Below are 15,836 nucleotides of genomic sequence, written 5' to 3'. Positions count from 1 at the left end.
AAGGTACTGAATTTATACTACAAATCTTAGACCTGTCAGGTTTTAAAATTCTAATAGGTATGTATATTAAGTGACACTAAGAAACGTAAATCACTAATAATCATTGTCATTAGTAGTTTTACATTGTTTGTTAGTGTTGCTTAAAATCATTTAAAACCTTCAAATAGTTTAACCTATGTTTAACCGTATTGATTATATTTGTCTTGAATACAAATAGTTATCATATGGCTTCAGTTAAAATTTTATTATATAAAAGTAAACAAAATTCTAAAGGGCAGCATCCAATAGCTTTACGGATTACTAAAGATCGTATTCCAAAGTATAAATTCTTGGAATACATAAAGCTTAAAGATTGGAATGAAGAAAAAACGGAAGTAAGACAATCTCACCATAGCTACAAACGGTTAAATAACCTTATTGATAATGAATATGTACGTGCTAAGAATTTAATCCTTGACTTCGAAGCTAAAGATAAAAAGTTTACTGCTGGTCAATTGATGACAATTTTAAAAGGGAATCGAGATTCAATGACTTTTTCAAAATTGGCGGAAGAATATCTTAAAGAAAAAGAGTTATCCAACAAACGGGGTTATTCTTCAGATGTAAGCAGAGTAGAAAAGTTTAAAAACTTCCTAAATGGAGATGATATTCATTTTGAAAATATTACAGAATCTTTGCTCAAGAGATATGAGGTATATATGAAAGCAAACGGTCTCAAATCCAAAACTTCAAGAGCAAATTGCTTATCAGTAGTAAGAACTATATTTAATAAAGCCATTACTGAAGGTATTGTAGATGCAGAATACTATCCTTTTGGAAAACGTAAGCTGAAGGTGAAGCCTGGTAAGACTTTAAAAATAGGATTGGATAAAGAGGAAATAAAGAAGATTGAAATTCTAGAATTAGAAGAAGGCTCAACCACATGGCATACCAGAAACGTATTTCTTTTTTCCTTTTATCTGGCAGGCATTCGTATTAGTGATACATTACACTTAAAGTGGAACGATATTCAAAGTGGGAGATTGTATTATCAGATGGGCAAAAACGAAAAACCGGATTCACTAGAACTTCCTGAAAAGGCACTACACATATTATCTCGTTATGAAAATGATAAAATGAATCATAATGATTTTGTATTCCCTGAGTTAAAAAAAGCAAACCTAAAGGATCCTAGGGATATCGAACGAAAAATAAATGCAGCAGCAGGAAAATTTAATGTACATCTAAAGAAGATTGCCAAACAAGCTGAAATAGATAAAAAGATTACCAATCATATCTCTAGACACAGTTTTGGGAATATCGCTGGATCCAATATTCCAGTACAAATGCTACAAAAATTATACAGGCATTCTCATTTAAGTACAACTATTGGATATCAGTCTAATTTTGATCATACAAAAACTGATGAAGCATTGAATAATGTTCTGGATTTTTGATCGTTTATTTAGACTTTATGAAAGGTAATATTTCATTATTGTAAATATTTAAAATGTCCTTTTTGTTTCCCATGAAGGACTCATTATGCTCATAATTACCAGTAAGCTCAATTTCTGAATCATTCCACCATACAGAAATTACAAAATCTCCCGTTTCTAAATTATCATCTAAGCTTACTTTAAGATGATTTAATTTAGATTTTAATATCTCTTCGATTTGCTTTTGAATTTCTTCTAATTTCATTTTGATCGTTTTATTGTACTTTTTCCAAAAATCCATTATTTATCCTTATTTGTATATCCATTTTCAATATCATACACTGCTAACCTGACACGTGTGCGGACATTCAATTTTTTGAATATACTATCCCTATAATTTTCAACGGTTCTTGGGCTGGATATCTAGAATAGTAAAAGCGAAGACCTAATTCTTTAATTCCCCTATTCATTAAACTAGATTTGTATTCAATATGGTAAATGAATTTTTTCAAAGTTTCCAAATCAAACCATATTGAGTGGGCATCATCTTTTTGAGAACGTTTGATGGAAGCCAACTGATTGTCCTTATACCCTTTGGTCATGTTATGGATTAAGTTCACTTTTAGTTTATTAATATTTTCGCTGGAGTAATCAGAACATAGTCTTGTATTTGAATGATAGTTAGAGGAATGTACTTGAGTCTGAACCGTTTTTCTTAGTGGCAATTTGTAAATGTAAAACCCGAAAGTAATACTGATAAATATAAGAGTAATGAGTAGCATATTGTTTTGTTTAAAAATTAATATGTAGCAAAGAAAAAACTTTTAGCTGATTAAAGTTTACAAAATAAACCCATTATAATGGGTTTATCAACCCTATTTTAAAAGGTTTAATGTGCATTGATTTCAGGTTGTTCGTTTTGTGGACAATTGAATTTATTTCGAGAATTTTGAATCCAGATTGCAATTCCAATTTTTACCCTCTTTACTACAATACAATACGTCTTAATGCCGCGGAATCCGAAAAGCGAATGAGTAGGAGAATTTTTATTATAAATAAGATGAAAAATATAAAAATTAAAGAAAATGCTTTATTAGCCGAAATGCCTTTCGAACAGGAAGCTCCAAACACTATAGCTGTATTTGGGTATGTGAAACATTATAATAAAAAAATACATTTATACTATGATCTGGAGCTATTGGTCTATATGGAAATCGATAAAGGTGATGTGATTGCACAACAGGAATCTGATAACGTTGAAGAACCAAGTATTCTTTATATAAAGTTGGATGCCAAAGTCAGGGAAGTTATTGTGCCTTCTAACTATCGAACAATTCAAAACTTAATGGAACAGCCTACAGTTGAAGATCTGATAGAGGAACTGATTAATGAGGGTAATTCTACTGAGGATCAAAATCAAGAATTTAGAAGACCTCGCCCGAGATTTCCTCGACGTACAAGACGACTTCTTCGTCGATTCCGAAGAGGAAGATGCTTTAAATGGAATTGGTAATCTATCTTTTTCTTCAAAAACAGATCTATTATTAAGGCCATTGTGATTAAAATCCAATGGCTTTTTTTATTATTAAAATGATATCCAATTTTATCCGTTATGTTTTTGATTTCGAAGCTAATATATTTTTCATTTTCTTCTCTTTCTCCCCAAGCAAATGAAACATTACTAGAAAATTTTTGATAATCAGTTTTGTTTAATGAACTTTAATTATATCTGGACAATTATTATCATCGTCTGAAGAACAGTATAGTACTGAAAACCCTTTTAAAATTGCAAATAATAAATTATATTTCTTCATCGGTTTATTGAACTTTATAAGATTGTTTAACATTAATATTATCTGGTAAACTTATCTTTATCTTAAGCAACGTTGTTTATTAAAGCCAAAAGTGACTTAGAAAACTAGAATATTCTTTGTCTTTGTTGTAATAATATATTCCGAATAAAATTTTATTGTTTCCTAATATCTTTTCGTTAGAATTTTCTCTTTCTATTTGCCATTCTGTTTTTTTTAATATTTTAATTAGTTTTTGATCCATATCATTTCCAAATCCACTAACTTTTTTTACTTTTCTTACAGATAAATTAGATCTAAAGGTAATTTCGTATATCTCATATTTTTTATCAAGATCTATTCCATTAAATTGGTCTAGCTCTTCACTTAGATTTCCCATTTCTATGTAGGTCTGATAGTTGGTAAGAGATATGTTTTTTGACTTAAGGTCTTTTAAAATTTCAAATTCTTTGTTATGCTTTTTATTTTTAAAATAGGTTAATCCAGAACACATACCAATGCCAAAATTTCCATTTTTGCTTTTTCTGGAATACATTATTAATCTTGTTTTTTCCGGAATAAAAATATCACAAGAAGACAACCTCATTTTATTATCACTTCTGCCATAAATCCAAATAGATTCTATATGTTCACCCTTAAATAATTCGTTGATCTTTATATCTGCTTTATATTTGCCCTCACCTCCAAGATTCTTGTACACTTTAGTTACCGTTATATCTGCAACAAATTCGGATCTAACATATTTAGCTGTTAAACTCAAAGTAATAAAATCACACACAAAAGTAGGAGTAACGGATAATAAAGCTAATGAGAATAGAATTGATTTCATTAATTTTCCTAATTTTTAATTTATCGTTTATTTGGACTTTTAATTTAAATCTATCCCAATTTTATAGATTCTAAACATCAAGTGATTTTATTCTGTGCCATATCCATTTTTCATAGCATAAATGGCTAACCCAACTCTGGATTTTAGATTTAGCTTTTGAAACAAGCTATCTCGATAATTTTCTATAGTCCTAGGGCTACAATACATTTTTTCTGCAATTTTCTTATAGCTCATCTCACTTACAGTATATTTCAAAAATTCAATTTCACGGTCAGAAAGAAAAATAGAATTAGGAGCATCTTTATCATCATCCAATAAACTGTTAAATATCTTATCTGATGCCCATTCTGGGAAAAACCTACCTTTATTTATTAAAATGTTTAAACCTTTCTCTAATTGATCGGGTTTAATATTTTTTAGCATATATCCTTTCGCCCCATTTTTAATCATCTTAATAAGACTTGATTCATCATCCTGCATACTTAGAGCCATTACTAAAACATCCGGATGGTTTTCCTTTAACCATTTAGCAGTCTCAAAACCATCCATAATTGGCATACTAACATCTAAAAGTACAACATCAGGAATATTACCCTTCTCGAAACTACTCATTAGAACTTGACCACTTTCACAAATAGAAAGAATTTCAAAATTTTTAAAATTGGATATAATCTCGCCTAAGGCATTCGCGATCAAAACGTGATCGTCCACTATGGTAATTTTTTTCTTCATATGTAAGGAAAGATAAGCGTTAATTTAGTTCCTTTATTGAGAACACTTATAAAGATTATTTCACCGTTTATTAGATCAGCTCTTTTCCTCATATTCTGGATTCCGATGCCTTTAAAATCAGATCTCTCCATGTTAAAACCAATACCATTATCTTCAATCTCTAATTTAAAATTTTCTGTTAGATTAGTTAACCTAACTACTATGGAAGAGCATTTACTATGCTTTAGGCTGTTCTGAATGAATTCCTGAAAAATCCTATATACTACACTTTTTTTTGAGTACGATAAGGAATAGTTTGCTTTAGGTACAATGAATTCCATTTTACAGAAACCAGAATCATTAACTCGCTTACATTCGCTTAAAATTAGTCTTTCTAATGAATTAATTTTTATAGAGTCGTTGGTTAAAGACTTGGATAAAAGTCTTAGCTCTTTTAGAGATTCATCAATAATAGTATTCACTTTTCTGATTTCATCGTGCTTTATATATCTATCTTCATTAAATAACATTTGTTGCGCTAATAGACTTGCTAAGGTTAATTTTTGACCTACATTATCGTGAATTTCTCTTCCTATATATTGCATAGTATGGGTTTGGATCTCCATTTGAGTTTCTAACAACTCTTGTTTATGGTCTTCATCTTTAGAAATAATGATTTGCTGATGTATTCTCTTTTTTAGTCTATATTGTTTTATAAAAATTATTATTCCTCCGATAAAAGCTATAAAGATAACGTTGAAGAGAATTAATGTTACTATGACTGGTGTTTCCCACATATAAAAGATAAAGCAAATAAAAGGTACATTATGATATTAGATAATAAAAAGTATAAATAATAAATATTCCAGATTGGGATATAGGGTTCTTTAAGTAATTCTTGGTAAAAAGCGAAAAAAGGAAAAGTACCGATGTAACCTAGGATAACGCCTGCATTAATATAAAACATTTTATTCTCTTTAAATCTTAGAATATTATCATTTTTAATCTGTTTTAGAAACTCTAATATAACTAATAGTATAAGAATTATGCTACCTATATCCAGGTTAATGGAGTATAAAGTTGCTATTTTTTGATTTAAGATTCTTAAGGGCACAAATGAACTTAAGTACAGTATGGCACAAAAGAAAAAGAGTTGCTTTTTTCTTAATGACTTATATGCATAAAGCCAATAAAAAAATAAATATTGTACTGGTATACCAAAATATGCATAATAGTCTTGTTTTCTGAAGGGGAAAAGTGACGGAAAATAATTACCGTATAAATCTTGTAATGCTATAATCCAAAGATAAAAGACAAACCAAATCCAATAGGTGTTGTTAACTTTTGCCCAATGTACAAGAGCTACGACGGCTGCAATAAATTCTGCCCCAAGCATAATGTCATTCAGTACAGGATAATATTTTATCATATGCTATTAAATAGCTTCTCCTGATCCATCGGCAGGAGGAATAAGTCCGCCGTGATTTTGAGAAATAGTAGAACGATTATTACTGCTGCTTTCAAAGATACCAAGTGCAGGTATCGAACTCCCAGAATTAGATGCAAAATAAGTTTTAAGCTTTTCTTTACTCAGTGTAAACGATTTCTCGTCAATTGGGTTAAAATCCATATGAATATTGTCTCTAAGCATGGTGGGTAGCATTATCAAGGTATGGCGCTTGTTATAATTTGTAGGCAAAACATTCAAATCCGGATATAGTCCATTGCTAATTTCACTTGGATAACAAGAATAATATATTCTGACCCCAAGTTTTCCTATTCTCATCTGATCTTCTTTCGATAGTAATTTTTTTGATTTCTCAGTATGGTGTTCGATATGGTATATAAATTTTTTTAATGTTTCTAAATCAAACCAAATAGAGTGTGCATCATCCCCAATATCTCTAAGTATGGATTGTAATTGATTATTACGATAACCTTTAACCATAGTATGTATAAGGTCTAACCTAAGTTTGCTTACAATTTTGTCAGAATAATCTTCACATATTGAGTTAGAATTGGTAGAACAATTAGTTGGGGGGTGTTTAATAACATAAACTACAAATGCAATTGCAGTGAGGGCTAATAGTACTGGTAAAATCATTTTTTTTCAATTAAATATTAATGATACAAAGAAAGTTGATTCTTATAAAAGAGAGTAAAATTACAAACCCTAAATTATAGGGTTAAACAACCTTTTAATTAGGGTTATAAATTTAGGAAAACAGGGTTTTTCATAATCTTTTAAATATCAGGTTTATACAACAGCAACGCTTATCTACTTTCAAAGACGATACACTAATGCGTGCTCATGAGAAAAGTTTACAATAGGCCTTGTTAAAGCCTACTATAAAATGATCGTTCCCAATCTATCCAATACCGTACTTTTTAAATACATTGTATATTTTCATGATGGTAAATCCAGAACGTTTTATTCTTTAGATAGAGGTCATAAACGGGCGAAACCCAACAAAGCACTTGGAATACGAAGATTAGAAAAAATACTGATGATTCGTTTCAGAGGAACATGGGAAACTGCGATTATCTACGAAAACCTCCCAAAAGGAAAGGAAATTGCGAAATATAAAAATGGTATTCGAGTGCTGTAACTCTTGTAAACATTTTTGTAAACACGAGACAGTTTGATAATATTTATATATGCAATTCCATTGTCAACATCAATATAAATAGGGGTTTGCATAAAATATTGTTTTGTTATATCCTGTAAACCAATACTGTGCTTTCTAAACTGATTAATTTAGAAAGCACAACATATAAAAAAAATTAATTTTTAATGGCTGCTCCAATAGACGACCCAACTCCAGTTGCTAACGCTGAACTTAAAACTTCTGATCTATTTCCTCCCCTGATAAATCCATCTACTGCACCCTCGGCAGCACCAATAAAATCGGCTACCACGACTTTTTTAACTTTTTTCCAAAACTTTTTCCACCACCCTTTTTTAGGACCTTTTGATACTATGGAAAATTCTCCTTTTAAATTTGTTTCAGCTTTCCAGTCTCCATAGTATTCATACCAGTATTTTGTAGAATACCCCATTACATCAACTGCATGTTGCCAGGCTAATTTTTCAAATTCATCTAAATGTTCCGGTGGGGTATTGATAATGCTTTGTGAGTACTCAAATATTTCCTGATCCCCATTTTCATTAGTTTCTGTTATCGCTTGGTCTACATAATCAATCAGCTTCTGTAATTCAATTTGTAAAGGTTCAGATATTACAGTTTCTTCAGTCCCATTGTAATGTGAAACAAACATTTCGTCAATAACATTTGAATTAATGATTTCATTGTTGGAATGTAAAAACGTTAAACCATCTTGGATCACTTGTTCGTTCATATCACTATCTGAATCATAGTGTTGGTTTAATAAGCTTTTTTCATAAACATATGCCAATCCTTCATTGTGAAGTTTCCCCGTTGTAATTACCGGATTGTTTTTAATATTGGTTTGGTCATCAATAGTTTCTTCTTTTTCGCTACATGAAAAAGTAATTGCTAGAAATAGCATTACAAATGGAATGCTTTTAAAGGCTCTATTAGTCATAATGATATTTATTATACCTCGCTCTGTTGATTTTGTGAAGAGTTTTGGCGGTTTATATATACACTTTTCTAACTCACTATCGCATTACATAAAGTTGTTGTTTTAAAGCTCGGAGAATATGTTTTGATATTTTACTTGGTGGTGTTTTCATCAATCCCACCATTTTTCATAAAAGAGGAAGGTTAACCCTATAATTTAAACCATAAAGTTGTCTTTAGATTTTAGAATAAATAATTTCTTTAAACCAAAATTCAGATTTTATTTATTCTAAATCACTAGTTAACTAACCCCAAAATACAGGTGTAAACAACCTTATTTTTTTAGGTTACTTAACCTTTTAAGTAAGGTTTTTCATATTTTGAGAAACAGGAATACTTTGATAAAAAGCTCCTTCTTGAATTAGTTTCATGTTTTTTCTACAAATTTGCTTTCAAGCTACGCAATTATTTTGCGCACTAGATCGTTTTATTTATACTTTTATGATAAGAGTTAAATTAAATATTTGGTGACTTCGAAAATATACCTGAAGCTCCCGTTTCATCAACTTCATACTCTGTTTTTTTTAAGATACTTTCTTGTGCAACATTTTTTATTTCCACTTTTCTTGGAACTCTATTCCGTTGTATAAAACCAGACATTTTTGTATCGGGTGTTAATGATTTATATCGACTTTTAACATATGGTCTTGCACCATCAGCTGGATGAAATTTCTCATTTAAATACTCAATCTCATCATTATATAATTCACGTACAGTTCCATCATTATTTACATACACATATTCAAATCCATTTTCTTGTGGGCGCAATGGAATAAAATATCTCAAATAGACAATTCCTATACTTAGAAGAATTACTCCTATAACAACTCCGATTATGATAAATAAAATACTCATTGTCAATTATAATGAATTAACCCCTTTTTTAACAATCGGTTTATTGAACTTTTAAACTTGATAATATTTCTAATTTTTTAAAATAACTATTGTATAATTCTTTCTTATTAAAATTAGATGGATTTGTATCATCACTATAAAAAAACACCTTGACAATTTTTCCATCAACTAATTGAATTGAACCTGGAGTATCTGCTAATTTTTTGAGAACATTTTCAGTTAAACCTTTATATTTTGAATAAATAAAATCCTTTGGATCAACATTTGTAAAAATATCTTTATTGCTTAATGGCTTATACTCTCTATTAAAACAAGTCCATTCGTTATTTTGGTTTTTCATCATTCCGTAAGGAAGATTAATTTTAAAAAAATTATTTAATGACATAATTTAGGTTTTATATATAAACGTTTAATTATACTTTATAGTTGTTATAATAAGTGTAGCACCATTTTATTATCAGAAAGGCAATAAGGTTCTAAATGAGAAATTAACCATTTTGGGATATATCCAATACTACGTGCTCCATGTTTGTTTGCGCCATCTGAATGCTCCATTACCAAATTGTGAAGTTTATCGTGCGGATATAAATACCAAGTCATATTGTGGTCAGAAAATGTGATGTAAATTTCCTTATCAAGATATTTGCTGTCCACGGTAAATCTTCCCTTTAGTTGCACTTTGAGCATTAGGTTACCGTCTTTATGAACGGAAATAAAATCTGCTCCCCTCCAATCGTCAGTTAACCACATCGAATTAAAACCAAAATCGGAAAGTTTCGCTGCAATTTTGTGAAAATTAAAGCTTTCTTTTTGTCGAGCATTTAATTCAGCATAATCTATTCTATTGATGATATATTTTGATTTCAAACTCATCATTTTTTATCAAAAAAAGGGCGTTGTGCAACTTTTTTATGTAAACTGTTCAAAATTAAATTCTTCAATTATTTGCTTTATAGATTTAGTTCTTGATTCTTCTCTTAAAAGTTTATATTCCTTTAATCGATATATTACACTTGTCTTGGAAACATTAAAATGTAGAGATAAGTATGATACAATACTTTGAAATTTTTTATGAGAATCTATTGAATCGTTCAAAATATAATCACCTTTAGCTAAACCTCTTCTTATCATTGATTGCCATAATTTAGCGGTCAAAGAACTTTGAGGCAATAATAATGATGTAGAAAAATAATTAGCTTGCCATTCAATCCATTGTCTTGGGTTTTCAAGGTCATGTTTACCTTTAGAAAAGTCAAATTTGGAATCATTAAATGAATCTAATAGATTTTGATTTATTACAACCTTTTGATGAAGTAAAAAATGTCCAAACTCGTGCCCCAAAACAAACATTTCTCTTGGTGTGTTTACTATTTTTTTACTAATACCAATAGTTTTTGCGTCAATGTTACAAGTCCCTAAATATTTGTGCTCTTTGGGGTCAAAATGTTGAATTTTGATTCCATATTCATTATTTAAATATTCGCTTAATTCTTTAATATTTAGTCCATAGGCTTTTCTCAGAATTCCTTGACTTATCTTGTTTAGTTCCTCTCTTGTTATTTCATTAATATCTTCTTTTGAAAGTTTATCAATTCCATAAGTTAGATTATTCTCTGATTTTGTTAGAATATTAAGTAATTCTCTGTCAATAACATTCTCAATTGATTTTAAACCTTCATCTATTAAACTATGAACTAACGATTTTTCTATAAAAGGAATTTTTGTTTCATTTTCAGATGAACGCTTATAATGAATAATATTGAAGTTATTTACTGATTCTCCTTCTATAATCATCATTCCCGTAGACTCAGCAAAATTGTAAGCAGACTTTTGAAAAGCACCTCTACTAATAATAATCCCTTTTGCATTAACCCCCGAAACTTGTAAAATATCACTATGAAATTTTTGAACCTGTTCGACAGGTACTCTTTTACCATAATTTTTACATTCTATGAAGTAAGTCATCATAGGTCGGTCAGCATTAGGAGGTTTGAATTCAATGATTAAGTCAAATTCAATTTCAGCTTTTCTTAATTCAGAATAACGTTTAGCCTTAGGAGTAATTTCAATAAAATCTTTAATTCCAAATAAACCGCGTTCTTTTAAGTTTTCAATTATTTCCAGAGATTTTTCCTCAAATTGATTTCCTTTTTTAACGTTATTCATAAATGAATTGTAGATTTTTTTTAATGTTGCACAATAACAAAGTAAAGAATACATGTACTTTGCATTCCATATATTTTCATTTAGTTTTCAATAAACAAAACACCCATACCCAAAGAATTCTTCAGACATGGGATGATTCATAATTTTTTGTTGCTTCTAAATTAGAAAAATATAATTAAAAGACTATTTTTTTCCCTCAATATTTATGCATTTTTTGTAAAACACCTTTTACAAATCAATTCTTAAGAAGAGAGCAAAAAAAGTATATCCAAATAAACACATCTGTTCATTTATGTGTTAATTCGTAAACTTAGAAAATGAACCGTTTTATTGAACTTGATAGGTTTTATTCTTCTGTTTCTAACCAATAGCTCATTAAAACCACCATTTTTTTAAGCCTTTGAATTGATAATAATTAGCTTAATTTTTTTGTCAGAAAACTTCTATAATATTTTTACTAAAAATATTGTACTTAATCCCTGTTACGCCATATCGATTTTTAGAAGTAATGACATAATTATTTCTGAAGGTATCATCTGCTTTGATGATTTCAATATTAATGTCTGCATCAAAAAGAGGAGCTGTCCCTTCTCTAATTGTTTTTTGTGTAACACGTTGAAAGATCACGATGAATATGATATTTGGCCATTCCCTTCGTAATGATCAAAATCTTGTGAAGGCAATCCTGTTTTGTTCCAACTATCAATAATAATCAGATCAAAGTCTTTGACTACTTTCGAAATTATATTATAACCATCAGGCAACCGATCGGTAATAATAAAGAGTTCTGTAATTTGAATAAAAACTTTATGATTTAAAAAAAGTAAAAGGCAATATGTCTATTAAATATTTCTAACTTCCAACCATTTAATAACTCTATAGTACGTAGTTTTAGAAAAACCAAATTTATGACAAATCTTATCTATATTAATCTCAGGGTTTGTGATTTCTATATATTTTTTAATCTCAAGAGTTTTTTGAATAGAATCTTCGCTTGGTCTATTTCGCCTACCTGATTTAACTTTATTTTTAAAATATATACGACTTTTAAGCTCCCTCAAATTAAAAAGAACATCTTCATTCTCTAAAAACTCCATTCCTTTTTTTGTACTAATTACCCTAGAAGTCAATGAAACAATGGTATCTTCATCATGCTCTCGTATATAATTATAAACAAAAATAGACACATTACACCTTTTATAATCTTGCACTAATACTTTACCACCTATTAATTCGAGAATGTACCTTCTTTCTTTACTAATGAAATCATCCTTCTCAACTTTAATCACTTTGGGTTTGGGGCTTTTTATATACTTTCTACTATCTTCCCATTTCTTTCCAGCAATAAAATCGACAAGGGTATCTATCTCTTTTTTTGTTGCAAGACGTAATTCGAAATTATATTTATCTTTAAGATTTGTAATCATTATTTTATTTTTTTTACAGCAATAAGTATTTAATTATTGTGGGATCTGTATCAACTATTTCATATAGTATTATGGTAATAAGGTCACTAATATACTGATAATAGTCTTAAGGTTTGATTGGAAAGAAAGAGCAGCATAATAACAAAATGTTATACATTACATTTCTACTTTTGAGTTTCCTACGGTTGATTCTGAAATAGCCTCTGCAGCACCTATAATGGTTTTATTAAAAATATTATACTTAATACCAGTAATACCATATCTGTTCTTAGTAGTAACAGCATAATTATTTCTGAAGGTATCATCTACTTTGATAATTTCAATATTAATCCCTGCATCAAAAAGAGGAGCTGTTCCTCCTCGAATTGTTTTTTGTGTAGTACGTTGAAAGATCACAATGAATATTGTATTTGGGTGTTGTTTTCGTAAGCGATCAAAATCCTGTGAAGGTAAACCGGTTTTGTTCCAACTATCAATAATGATCACATCAAAGCTTTTTGTAGCATCCTCTATACTTTTATATCCTTTGGGAAGTTGATCCGCTATAAAAATCTGATGTTGATTTTGAGGCTGGAGATATTCTTCTTTCATTCGAGTGATCAGATCTGATTTACTGCCTATTTCTAAAGAGAAAATAGCCACATCATGTCCAATATATGCAAAAGCATCTGCCAATTGATAGGTAAATCTTGTCTTTCCTCCGCCCTGATCTCCTTCTATGGTAATAGCTAACTCAAAACGTTCTATATCTCCCAACAGAACCCCTAAATCTCCTTTAAGGTTAAATGTATTATTGTTTTTCGAATGGGATTGTTCATTCATTGGAGAAAAAAGACTTGACGTTTGTTTTGATGCTATTGCGTTAGAGTTATCAATAGTTCCTAATTCTTGATTATTGTCTCCCCTTGAAAGATCAGTTTTTATGATTTTTCGAAGTCTTTGTAACCATCTTCTATTAATCACAATTTTGAGTGGATCTTTAAAAAGCTGATCATTATGTAGGTGGATAAGTTTCTTCTGAATTAAGAGGATCTCCCCTGCTACAGGAGAATTTTTGGTGATTTGTTTTTTTGAAATAGCTTTATGAAGATCAAAAATATACGTTTTTAATTGTTCTTTGGTTTGAACTGTTCTATGCATATCCAGAAATCGTTTAATAAATTCGATTTCTAATACTGAAATTTCATCTTGAAGTGGTTCCTCTCTGGATAAATAGGCATTCAGATGTTCTAAATACATATCTATAGTCTCACGAATGGTTGGTTCTGAATGATAATACAGTTTAGCTTCCATAAAAAACCAATGTCCTTTTTGCAAAGTTTCAGGAAGTGTATCCACCTGTACATGTTTCATCATCTTTTCATAGTCCTCCAGAGAAATAAGCTGCTTTTTCATCAGACAATAATACCATGGATGGCTTTGTTGCTTTCGGGATGATTCTGATTGAGTTAGGATGAGTCTTTTTTTGCAAACATTAATTGTAATCGCATTGCTTGTGATTTTATTCCTAAAATTTCTGGCCTCATTATTCCAGAGAGATGATTCGTCATATTTATGATATCATAATTAGCAGTTAGANGTCACGGCGATTCTTTTTTCTAGGGACTTGTGGAACCAATTATTACTTTTTGTATACTTTTCTAGTATATTAGATGGATAACTGCTCAACAAAAATTTTCCTTTGATGGTACTCAGTAGTTGTAATAAATCTGTAAAATCCTTTTCTGAATATCCTTTATAGTGTCCCATATCAGAATTAAAATAAGGGGGATCAATATAAAAGAATGTATCTTTTGTATCCCTACTCTCAATCACCTTAAGCGCATCATTACATTCGATATCCACCAAATCCAATCGTTCACAGATATCTTTGGTAAAGGCTTGTTTTTTATTAAAGATCGTTTTTGAAACGCCATTTGTTTTTCTCTCATAAGCATAGCCTCCAAATATCCGTGCTGAAAAACTCATATTAGTCTGTACCCAAAAGGCCCAGGCTCGTTTTACCTTATCCTTTTCTTGATCGTTTTTTAATATTTCTGCAGCTTGGCTATGTAACTTTCTGCTATGAGGTGTCGCCTGGATTAATTTGTTTAGTTGGGTAAATTGGAGTTTACAGATCTGATAAAAATTAACCACATCACCATTTAAGTCATTAATTACTTCTGCAGGGCTGGGCCCTTTGGCAAAAAAAACAGCGGCACCACCTACAAAAGGTTCACAATACAAATTATTCGTTGGTATTAGTGAAAGGATGAGTTTGGTTAATGCTTGTTTTCCTCCATAATAGGTAATCGGAGTTTTGTTTATTTTTCCTAGACCATCTAATGGAGAATCCATTACAACTTCCCTTCTTTCTTTAAAAGTTTGGAAGCTCTTTTTATGGAATTAGTCCATTGTTCTCCTTTCTTTCTGATCTGCTTGGCTTTTCTGCTTATCATTGTTACCCTTCTTGTATTTGCAGATTTTCCTGAAGTCGATTTTCTTCTTTTTGTTTTTCGTTTCATTATTTCTTGTTTTCTTCAGTAATGGTAGAGAAATAATTGATATTGGTTTCGGGTTTGGGTATGATATGAATTGTCAATATCAAAAAAATAATTCCATAAGAATATTGTTGGAGAAAATACTCGAAAATTTATAAAAATGGTGAGTCATAAAGTTTTTGCTATTAGAAATCAGAAAAATATTATCTTCTTTTTATTAACTCATCAACTCCGTTAAAGTATGAAAGAATCAAGTAAAACATTAACACGAAAAGAACTATATGATTTAGTATGGTCGAGTCCGTTAACTAAGTTAGCTAAAGAATTTTCTTATTCTGACAGTGGTTTACGAAAAATATGTAAAAAACATAATGTTCCATTGCCCAAAGCCGGTTATTGGTCTAAAATATAATAAAAAAGTTATTAAAGTCCCTTTACCAATATCTAAAAAGAATCAGAATGATGAAATCGAAATACGAATAGATAAAGAAAATAACAGAGAAAAAAGTCATCCAAACTCAATCATAGCTCAACTTA

At 29.9% G+C, this 15,836-nt stretch carries 20 protein-coding genes; 3 read left to right on the top strand and 17 right to left on the bottom strand.

The annotated features are described in order from the left end of the window. Positions 1 to 224 precede the first annotated feature (224 nt). Positions 225 to 1,436: a site-specific integrase gene (locus FOF46_RS13925; RefSeq protein ID WP_143916856.1), complete on the top strand. Its 1,212-nt coding sequence runs from the start codon at positions 225 to 227 to the stop codon at positions 1,434 to 1,436. Positions 1,437 to 1,440: 4 nt separating this feature from the next. On the opposite strand, the gene FOF46_RS13920 is transcribed toward FOF46_RS13925, so the two are convergent. Continuing rightward, positions 1,441 to 1,680: a hypothetical protein gene (locus FOF46_RS13920; RefSeq protein WP_208746779.1), complete on the bottom strand. Its 240-nt coding sequence runs from the start codon at positions 1,678 to 1,680 to the stop codon at positions 1,441 to 1,443. A 35-nt stretch (positions 1,681 to 1,715) separates the two neighbouring features. Next, on the bottom strand, positions 1,716 to 1,838 hold the full coding sequence (locus FOF46_RS13915; protein ID WP_143916894.1) for a LuxR C-terminal-related transcriptional regulator: 123 nt from the start codon (positions 1,836 to 1,838) through the stop codon (positions 1,716 to 1,718). A 607-nt stretch (positions 1,839 to 2,445) separates the two neighbouring features. Here FOF46_RS13915 and FOF46_RS13910 point away from each other — a divergent pair. Continuing rightward, positions 2,446 to 2,928, top strand: a complete 483-nt coding sequence (locus FOF46_RS13910) for a hypothetical protein (protein ID WP_143916854.1) — start codon at positions 2,446 to 2,448, stop codon at positions 2,926 to 2,928. A 380-nt stretch (positions 2,929 to 3,308) separates the two neighbouring features. Here FOF46_RS13910 and FOF46_RS13905 read toward each other — a convergent pair whose 3' ends face one another. The 5 genes from FOF46_RS13905 to FOF46_RS13885 all read right to left on the bottom strand — a co-directional run bounded on the left by FOF46_RS13905 (position 3,309) and on the right by FOF46_RS13885 (position 6,870). After that, positions 3,309 to 4,055: a hypothetical protein gene (locus FOF46_RS13905; protein ID WP_143916853.1), complete on the bottom strand. Its 747-nt coding sequence runs from the start codon at positions 4,053 to 4,055 to the stop codon at positions 3,309 to 3,311. An 87-nt stretch (positions 4,056 to 4,142) separates the two neighbouring features. After that, positions 4,143 to 4,787 (bottom strand): response regulator transcription factor, encoded by a 645-nt coding sequence (locus tag FOF46_RS13900; protein ID WP_143916852.1) that lies wholly within the window; start codon positions 4,785 to 4,787, stop codon positions 4,143 to 4,145. Continuing rightward, the gene (locus tag FOF46_RS13895) at positions 4,784 to 5,563 is read right to left on the bottom strand and encodes a sensor histidine kinase (RefSeq protein WP_143916851.1); all 780 of its coding nucleotides are present in this window, start codon (positions 5,561 to 5,563) and stop codon (positions 4,784 to 4,786) included. The genes FOF46_RS13900 and FOF46_RS13895 overlap by 4 nt, the downstream gene beginning before the upstream one ends. Further along, positions 5,542 to 6,195, bottom strand: a complete 654-nt coding sequence (locus FOF46_RS13890) for a hypothetical protein (RefSeq protein WP_143916850.1) — start codon at positions 6,193 to 6,195, stop codon at positions 5,542 to 5,544. Before FOF46_RS13890 ends, FOF46_RS13895 begins: the two co-directional genes overlap by 22 nt. Before the next feature lie 6 nt (positions 6,196 to 6,201). After that, on the bottom strand, positions 6,202 to 6,870 hold the full coding sequence (locus tag FOF46_RS13885; RefSeq protein ID WP_143916849.1) for a hypothetical protein: 669 nt from the start codon (positions 6,868 to 6,870) through the stop codon (positions 6,202 to 6,204). A gap of 250 nt (positions 6,871 to 7,120) precedes the next feature. Here FOF46_RS13885 and FOF46_RS13880 point away from each other — a divergent pair, with 250 nt between their 5' ends. Continuing rightward, positions 7,121 to 7,375 carry a hypothetical protein gene (locus FOF46_RS13880; RefSeq protein ID WP_143916848.1) on the top strand — a complete coding sequence of 85 codons (255 nt, stop codon included), beginning with the start codon at positions 7,121 to 7,123 and terminating at the stop codon, positions 7,373 to 7,375. 175 nt (positions 7,376 to 7,550) lie between these two features. Here FOF46_RS13880 and FOF46_RS13875 read toward each other — a convergent pair whose 3' ends face one another. From FOF46_RS13875 to FOF46_RS31570, 10 genes are all read right to left on the bottom strand, one after another. Further along, the gene (locus tag FOF46_RS13875) at positions 7,551 to 8,333 is read right to left on the bottom strand and encodes a hypothetical protein (RefSeq protein WP_143916847.1); all 783 of its coding nucleotides are present in this window, start codon (positions 8,331 to 8,333) and stop codon (positions 7,551 to 7,553) included. Positions 8,334 to 8,827: 494 nt separating this feature from the next. After that, positions 8,828 to 9,226: a hypothetical protein gene (locus tag FOF46_RS13870; RefSeq protein ID WP_143916846.1), complete on the bottom strand. Its 399-nt coding sequence runs from the start codon at positions 9,224 to 9,226 to the stop codon at positions 8,828 to 8,830. 40 nt (positions 9,227 to 9,266) lie between these two features. Beyond that, positions 9,267 to 9,611, bottom strand: a complete 345-nt coding sequence (locus FOF46_RS13865) for a hypothetical protein (RefSeq protein WP_143916845.1) — start codon at positions 9,609 to 9,611, stop codon at positions 9,267 to 9,269. 44 nt (positions 9,612 to 9,655) lie between these two features. Continuing rightward, positions 9,656 to 10,099 carry a hypothetical protein gene (locus FOF46_RS13860; protein WP_143916844.1) on the bottom strand — a complete coding sequence of 148 codons (444 nt, stop codon included), beginning with the start codon at positions 10,097 to 10,099 and terminating at the stop codon, positions 9,656 to 9,658. A gap of 36 nt (positions 10,100 to 10,135) precedes the next feature. Then, a complete protein-coding gene (locus FOF46_RS13855) occupies positions 10,136 to 11,392 on the bottom strand; it encodes an ImmA/IrrE family metallo-endopeptidase (protein WP_167571839.1) in 1,257 nt (418 codons plus the stop codon). A gap of 432 nt (positions 11,393 to 11,824) precedes the next feature. Then, complete coding sequence (locus FOF46_RS32330; RefSeq protein WP_208746778.1) at positions 11,825 to 12,019, bottom strand: hypothetical protein; 195 nt, start codon at positions 12,017 to 12,019, stop codon at positions 11,825 to 11,827. A gap of 215 nt (positions 12,020 to 12,234) precedes the next feature. Further along, the gene (locus FOF46_RS13845; RefSeq protein ID WP_143916842.1) at positions 12,235 to 12,819 is read right to left on the bottom strand and encodes a hypothetical protein; all 585 of its coding nucleotides are present in this window, start codon (positions 12,817 to 12,819) and stop codon (positions 12,235 to 12,237) included. Positions 12,820 to 12,975: 156 nt separating this feature from the next. After that, positions 12,976 to 14,214 (bottom strand): antirestriction protein, encoded by a 1,239-nt coding sequence (locus tag FOF46_RS13840; protein ID WP_143916841.1) that lies wholly within the window; start codon positions 14,212 to 14,214, stop codon positions 12,976 to 12,978. A gap of 171 nt (positions 14,215 to 14,385) precedes the next feature. Next, a complete protein-coding gene (locus tag FOF46_RS13835; protein WP_143916840.1) occupies positions 14,386 to 15,156 on the bottom strand; it encodes a DNA adenine methylase in 771 nt (256 codons plus the stop codon). Then, entirely contained in the window at positions 15,156 to 15,323 is a 168-nt protein-coding gene (locus FOF46_RS31570) for a hypothetical protein (protein WP_167571837.1), read from the bottom strand. The genes FOF46_RS13835 and FOF46_RS31570 overlap by 1 nt, the downstream gene beginning before the upstream one ends. Positions 15,324 to 15,836 lie beyond the last annotated feature (513 nt).

Source organism: Aquimarina algiphila, assembly GCF_007489275.1.
Classification (GTDB): domain Bacteria; phylum Bacteroidota; class Bacteroidia; order Flavobacteriales; family Flavobacteriaceae; genus Aquimarina; species Aquimarina algiphila.
Note: the sequence above shows the minus strand (reverse complement) of the source record. Positions and strands in the feature narration are given on the sequence as shown.

What these genes read in the sequence shown, in the direction of transcription:
- FOF46_RS13885 (WP_143916849.1), bottom strand. Translation starts at nt 6,870, where the DNA reads ATGATTTTACCAGTACTATTAGCCCTCACTGCAATTGCATTTGTAGTT.
- FOF46_RS13875 (WP_143916847.1), bottom strand. Translation starts at nt 8,333, where the DNA reads ATGACTAATAGAGCCTTTAAAAGCATTCCATTTGTAATGCTATTTCTA.
- FOF46_RS13910 (WP_143916854.1), top strand. Translation starts at nt 2,446, where the DNA reads ATGAGTAGGAGAATTTTTATTATAAATAAGATGAAAAATATAAAAATT.
- FOF46_RS13865 (WP_143916845.1), bottom strand. Translation starts at nt 9,611, where the DNA reads ATGTCATTAAATAATTTTTTTAAAATTAATCTTCCTTACGGAATGATG.
- FOF46_RS13890 (WP_143916850.1), bottom strand. Translation starts at nt 6,195, where the DNA reads ATGATAAAATATTATCCTGTACTGAATGACATTATGCTTGGGGCAGAA.
- FOF46_RS13880 (WP_143916848.1), top strand. Translation starts at nt 7,121, where the DNA reads ATGATCGTTCCCAATCTATCCAATACCGTACTTTTTAAATACATTGTA.
- FOF46_RS13920 (WP_208746779.1), bottom strand. Translation starts at nt 1,680, where the DNA reads ATGAAATTAGAAGAAATTCAAAAGCAAATCGAAGAGATATTAAAATCT.
- FOF46_RS13900 (WP_143916852.1), bottom strand. Translation starts at nt 4,787, where the DNA reads ATGAAGAAAAAAATTACCATAGTGGACGATCACGTTTTGATCGCGAAT.
- FOF46_RS13895 (WP_143916851.1), bottom strand. Translation starts at nt 5,563, where the DNA reads ATGTGGGAAACACCAGTCATAGTAACATTAATTCTCTTCAACGTTATC.
- FOF46_RS13870 (WP_143916846.1), bottom strand. Translation starts at nt 9,226, where the DNA reads ATGAGTATTTTATTTATCATAATCGGAGTTGTTATAGGAGTAATTCTT.
- FOF46_RS13925 (WP_143916856.1), top strand. Translation starts at nt 225, where the DNA reads ATGGCTTCAGTTAAAATTTTATTATATAAAAGTAAACAAAATTCTAAA.
- FOF46_RS13855 (WP_167571839.1), bottom strand. Translation starts at nt 11,392, where the DNA reads ATGAATAACGTTAAAAAAGGAAATCAATTTGAGGAAAAATCTCTGGAA.
- FOF46_RS31570 (WP_167571837.1), bottom strand. Translation starts at nt 15,323, where the DNA reads ATGAAACGAAAAACAAAAAGAAGAAAATCGACTTCAGGAAAATCTGCA.
- FOF46_RS13840 (WP_143916841.1), bottom strand. Translation starts at nt 14,214, where the DNA reads ATGAAAAAGCAGCTTATTTCTCTGGAGGACTATGAAAAGATGATGAAA.
- FOF46_RS13845 (WP_143916842.1), bottom strand. Translation starts at nt 12,819, where the DNA reads ATGATTACAAATCTTAAAGATAAATATAATTTCGAATTACGTCTTGCA.
- FOF46_RS13905 (WP_143916853.1), bottom strand. Translation starts at nt 4,055, where the DNA reads ATGAAATCAATTCTATTCTCATTAGCTTTATTATCCGTTACTCCTACT.
- FOF46_RS13860 (WP_143916844.1), bottom strand. Translation starts at nt 10,099, where the DNA reads ATGAGTTTGAAATCAAAATATATCATCAATAGAATAGATTATGCTGAA.